The following is a 5,012-nucleotide window of genomic DNA, read 5'->3' on the forward strand; positions in this document are numbered from 1 at the left end:
GGGGGGGCTTCGACAGCCCGTGCAACCCCCTCACCCAACCTCTCCCCCTAGCGGGGGAGAGGAGCATGAAGGCCTAGCCTACTTGCGGTCGACGCCCACCGGCGAGGTCGTGTGGCTCGCCATGCTGATCAGGCCCTGCGACATCTGCGGCGGCGGCGGGTTGCGCGGCGGCACGCCGATGGCGGCGCGCTCCCGGACGGCCTTCACCTCGGCGCTGCGCCGGATCAGGTTGTAGCGCAGGTCGGTGTAGAGGTTCACCGGGAACGGCATGTTGGCGTTGAAGTCGATGATCAGCACCACACGCGTCTCGTTGGTCTGGTTCTTGACCCAGTGCTCGCGCGTATCGTCGAACACCAGCGGCTCGCCTTCCTTCCAGAAGAAGTGATGGCCGCCGATCTCGATCCAGCACTTCTCCGGCTCCTTCGGCACGATCAGCGGATAGTGGAAGCGGATCACGCCGGCCGCCGAGCCGCGATGGGGCTCGATCTCCGCCCCGCCGGCCAGGATGCTGAACAGCGCCGTGTGCACGCCCGGGATGCGCGAGATCGCCTCGTAGGTGTCGGGCACCGCGGCGGTGTTCTCCTTGACCTCGTGGCCCCAGATCTTGAGCAGGAAGGTGCGCCAGGCGCGGCCGGGCACGAACAGATCACGCGGATGGACTTCGTGCAGCGCCGGGATCTCTTCGTGATGGCTCAGCAGGTACTGCAGGTCGGCCTTGATCTTGTCATGGCTCTTCTTGAGCTCGGCCAAGACCGGAAAGACCCGGATCGCATCCTCGCCGCCCAGCGGCAGCTTGGGCATGCGGCGCAGGATCATGTCCGACATCTTGAGATTAAATTTCTCGATGGGCTCCTGCGGGACCCAGATGTGCTTGGTCAGATAAAAGCGGCCCTTCTGGCCGACAGGGGTATTGTCTGTATCCATGGCCGTCCTGAACGGGATGACTCCTTGGGGAGGGGGAATTTCATATTACCGGCGGGCTTTTTCAAGACCTGGCTTTAGGCTGGGCGGCGCGGCCGACGGTCTCAATTTCCTACGTCAAGCCTCGGAAAACATGTAACAATTCCAAAGCTGGATTACTATAGACCAAGATGTTCCGCTTTGCCGATGTCCCATTGTCGCTGTCCGGGATGACCAGAATCGCCGGTCGGCGGGTATTTTTGCGGGCTCCGACCATGGACGACTGGGCCGAATGGGCGGAGCTCAGGGCCCGCAGCCGGGCCTTTCTCACACCGTGGGAACCGACCTGGCCGGAGGATTCCCTGGGTCGCGACCACTACCGCCGCCGCCTGCGCCAGCAGGCCCGCGAATGGCGGGCCGGCGAGGCCTATAGCCTGTTCATCTTCACCAACGAGGGGCGCCGGCTGGCCGGCGGCATCAATCTCAGCAATGTGCGCCGCGGCGTCGCCCAGGCCGCCGCGGTCGGCTACTGGATGGGCCAGCCCTATGCCGGCCAGGGCCTGATGACCGACGGGCTGCGCGCCACCTTGCCCTTCGTGTTCGACGATCTCCGGCTTCACCGCCTGGAGGCCGCCTGCTTGCCTCACAATGAGCCGTCCAAGGGCGTGCTGGCCAAGGTCGGGTTCCACGAGGAGGGGCTGGCGCGGCAGTACCTCCGCATCAACGGCCAGTGGGCCGACCATCTGTTGTTCGCCCTGCTGCGTGCCGACTACGATGCCCTCCTGAGAGCGGCCCGCTAGACGGCCGTCACCCCGGAGGAGTTCTTCATGCGCAACCTGACGCCGACCAGCATCACTCAGGCTTTTGCCGACTATGCCAAGAACGCGCCGTCCGAGCGCACCCGCACCCTGCTGGTGAGCCTGGCCGGCCACCTGCACAGCTTCGTGCGCGACAACAAGGTCACCCAGGCGGAGTGGGGCGCGGCGATCGATGCGCTCACGCGCGCGACCAGGTTCACCGACGACAAGCGCAACGAATACATCCTGTTCTCGGACCTTCTGGGCGTCTCGTCGCTGGTCGACATGATCAACGCGGCGACCACCGGCACGCAGTCGTCGGTGCTGGGGCCGTTCCTCATCGAGAATTCGCCCGAGCTGCCCAACGGCGGCGACCTGTGGAAGGGCCAGGTCGGCGAGCCCCTGGTCGTGCATGGCCGCATCAGAGACGGCAAGGGCGCGCCCGCCAAGGGCGCGATGCTGCAGCTCTGGCAGAACGGCGGCAACGGGCTCTATTCCCAGCAGGATCCCAAGAACTCGCCGACCAACTATCATGGCCAGCTCAAGGTGGCCGACGACGGCACCTTCTCCTATTCGACGGTGCGGCCGATCGCCTACACCGTGCCCGACGACGGCCCGGCCGGCGACATGCTGCGCGCTCTCGGCCGAAACGCCTGGCGGCCGGCGCATCTGCACATGATCATCAATGCGCCCGGCCACAATCCGCTGATCACCGAGTTCTTCCCCGAGGACGACAAGTATCTCGACGGCGACGCCGTGTTCGGCGTGCGCGCGGGCCTGGTGCTGCCGTTCAAGAAGGTCGCCGACCGAAAGGAGCTGCCGGCCAATCTCGCGGCGCGCGACACCCTGCCGATGCCGGTATGGACCGCGACGCTCGATCTGACGCTGCCGTCGGCCTGAATGCGTCTTGTCGGCGTTCGCGGCGTCTCCAAGGTCTTTGCCAACGGGGTAGAAGCTCTCGCCGACGTATCGCTCGACGTACGGGTGGGCGAGTTCGTGAGCGTGCTGGGGCCGTCCGGCTGCGGCAAATCCACGTTGCTGCGCCTGCTCGCCGGGCTGACGGAGCCGACGGCAGGCACCGTCGAGTGGTCGGACGAAACGGGCAAGGCAGATCTCGGCTTCGTCTTCCAGGAGCCGACCCTGATGCCGTGGGCCACCGCGATCGCCAACGTCGCCCTGCCGCTGAAGCTGCGCGGCATGGCGAAGAGCGAGCGCGAGGCGAGGGCGGCCGAGGCGCTCGGCGATGTCGGGCTGAAAGGCTTCGAGCGTGTCTGGCCGCGCGAGCTGTCGGGCGGCATGAAGATGCGCGTGTCGCTGGCCCGCGCCCTGGTGATCCAGCCCAAGCTGCTGCTGATGGACGAGCCGTTCGCCGCCCTCGACGAGATCACGCGGCATCGCCTGAACGACGATCTGCTGGAGCTGTGGCAGCAGAGCGGCGTCACGGTCGTGTTCGTCACGCACTCGGTCTTCGAATCGGTGTTCCTGTCGCAGCGTATCGTCGTGATGGCAGCGCGGCCGGGCCGCGTGTCGGCCGAGCTTGCCGTCACCGAACCCTATCCGCGCAGCCAGGGCTTTCGCACCTCGGCGGAGTATGCGGCCTGGTGCCGGCAGGCTTCGTCGCGACTGGGCGAGGCGATGGCGGCATGACCGACGCCAAGGTGATCGCCCCGATCGTGCTCGGTGTGCTGATGCTCGCCCTGTGGGAGGGCGTCGTGCGCGCAGCCGCAATCCCGTCCTACATCCTGCCCGGCCCGATCCTGGTGGCGAAGACGCTGGTTGCCGACTGGGGCACGCTCGAGCCGTCGCTGCTGGTCACGGTGCGCATCACGCTCGAGGCGCTCGCGGCCGCCGTCGTGATTGGCGGCCTGCTCGCCATCCTGTTCTCGCTGTCGCGCTGGGTCGAGCAGTCGCTGTTCCCCTACGCCATCATCCTGCAGGTGACGCCGATCGTCGCCATCGCGCCGCTGATCATCGTGTGGGCCAACAATGTCGAGCTCTCGTTGCTGATCTGCGCCTGGTTGGTGGCGTTCTTTCCGATCCTGTCGAACACCATCCTCGGGCTGCGGTCGGTCGATCCCAACCTGCTGGACCTGTTCCACCTCTATGGCGCCGGCCGATGGCGGACCCTGGTCGATCTGCGCCTGCCCGCGGCGCTGCCGTACTTCCTGGGCGGGCTGCGCATCTCGGGCGGCCTGGCACTGATCGGGGCGGTGGTGGCGGAGTTCGTGGCCGGTACTGGCGGCAATGCCTCGGGCCTCGCCTGGCGCATCCTCGAATCGGGCTATCAGCTCAAGATTCCGCGCATGTTCGCGGCATTGGTGCTGATCTCGGCGATCGGCATCGTGATCTACCTGGTGCTCAGCTGGCTCAGCCACCTGCTGCTGCGGCGGTGGCACGAAAGCGCCCTGGATGGCGAAAACTGAACGGCCTACTTGAGGCTGTCCAAGAACCTGCTGACCGGCTTCTCCCAGAACGCCACACCATCTTCGTCGCCGACGAAGGTGTGGCCATTGCCGTCGAATTCGCCGAGCGGGCGGTAGGTGCCGTTGCCGCCGGCCTTGTTGTAGGCGTCGACCATGCGCCGGGCGAGGGCGGGGCTGAAGAAGGTGTCGTTGGCGGCATAGATCCAGAGCACGGGCAGTCGCGCCGTCTCACCGTACCAGCCCGCGGCCTTCACCAGCTCGCCAGGCTTGCAGTTGCCGATGCGTCCGTCCCCGATAGTCTGGCGGCCGCCGCGGCCGCCGGCGACGTTGATCATGCCGGCGACGCCGCGCGGATTGCGGCTCGACAGCGCCAGCGTCGCCCAGCCGCCGGCCGAATGGCCGACGACGATCGAACGGTCGGGCAGGACGTAGCGTTGCTTGCGCATCACATCGAGCGCGGCCTGGATGTCCTCGGCGCCGTGCAGGCCGGCTGTGTAGTAGTCCGGCTCGTCGCAGTCTCCATAGCCCTCGGCCCATCCGCCGCCGGTGTCGCCATACCCGCGGCGCAGCGGCAGGACGACGACATAGCCGCGTTCGACGAACCATGACGACAGCGGTTCATAGCGCGGCAAATCCATTTCTGGCCGTTGCCAGGCGGTGGCCGGCGAGCCGTGGTTGATGATGGCCAAGGGACGGCGCTGCTCGCCCGGCGGGCGCATGACGGTGGCCAGCATCGACACGCCGATGACCTGCTCGCGCGTCTGGGCCGAGGCTTCGCCGGCGAGAAGCAGCGCCAGCAGGGCAGCGAATAGACGGCGTGGCGTCGTTGTCATGCTCTTCCGGACCGCGCGCTTCCAGCGCGCTCGTGATCATGGGCGCGCTGGAAGCGCGC

The 5,012-nt window shown here is 67.0% G+C and carries 6 protein-coding genes; 4 read left to right on the forward strand and 2 right to left on the reverse strand.

Annotation, left to right across the window (positions count from 1 at the left end):
- Window positions 1–78: 78 nt before the first annotated feature.
- Window positions 79–924 carry an aspartyl/asparaginyl beta-hydroxylase domain-containing protein gene (locus RSO01_RS31960; RefSeq protein ID WP_147154618.1) on the reverse strand — a complete coding sequence of 282 codons (846 nt, stop codon included), beginning with the start codon at window positions 922–924 and terminating at the stop codon, window positions 79–81.
- Between the two features lie 167 nt (window positions 925–1,091).
- Here RSO01_RS31960 and RSO01_RS31965 point away from each other — a divergent pair, with 167 nt between their 5' ends.
- From RSO01_RS31965 to RSO01_RS31980, 4 genes are read left to right on the forward strand one after another with little or no spacing between them, the layout of a single operon-like run.
- The gene (locus tag RSO01_RS31965; protein ID WP_218037518.1) at window positions 1,092–1,700 is read left to right on the forward strand and encodes a GNAT family N-acetyltransferase; all 609 of its coding nucleotides are present in this window, start codon (window positions 1,092–1,094) and stop codon (window positions 1,698–1,700) included.
- 27 nt (window positions 1,701–1,727) lie between these two features.
- The gene (locus tag RSO01_RS31970; RefSeq protein ID WP_147154620.1) at window positions 1,728–2,597 is read left to right on the forward strand and encodes a dioxygenase family protein; all 870 of its coding nucleotides are present in this window, start codon (window positions 1,728–1,730) and stop codon (window positions 2,595–2,597) included.
- Window positions 2,598–3,344, forward strand: coding sequence for an ABC transporter ATP-binding protein (locus RSO01_RS31975; RefSeq protein WP_147154621.1), 747 nt, complete (start codon window positions 2,598–2,600; stop codon window positions 3,342–3,344).
- Entirely contained in the window at window positions 3,341–4,120 is a 780-nt protein-coding gene (locus RSO01_RS31980; RefSeq protein WP_147154622.1) for an ABC transporter permease, read from the forward strand. The genes RSO01_RS31975 and RSO01_RS31980 overlap by 4 nt, the downstream gene beginning before the upstream one ends.
- 5 nt (window positions 4,121–4,125) lie before the next feature.
- On the opposite strand, the gene RSO01_RS31985 is transcribed toward RSO01_RS31980, so the two are convergent.
- The gene (locus RSO01_RS31985; protein ID WP_147154623.1) at window positions 4,126–4,953 is read right to left on the reverse strand and encodes an alpha/beta hydrolase family protein; all 828 of its coding nucleotides are present in this window, start codon (window positions 4,951–4,953) and stop codon (window positions 4,126–4,128) included.
- Window positions 4,954–5,012 lie beyond the last annotated feature (59 nt).

Origin of the sequence: Reyranella soli, assembly GCF_007992495.1 — a bacterium.
In the GTDB taxonomy this organism is placed as follows: Bacteria; Pseudomonadota; Alphaproteobacteria; order Reyranellales; family Reyranellaceae; genus Reyranella; species Reyranella soli.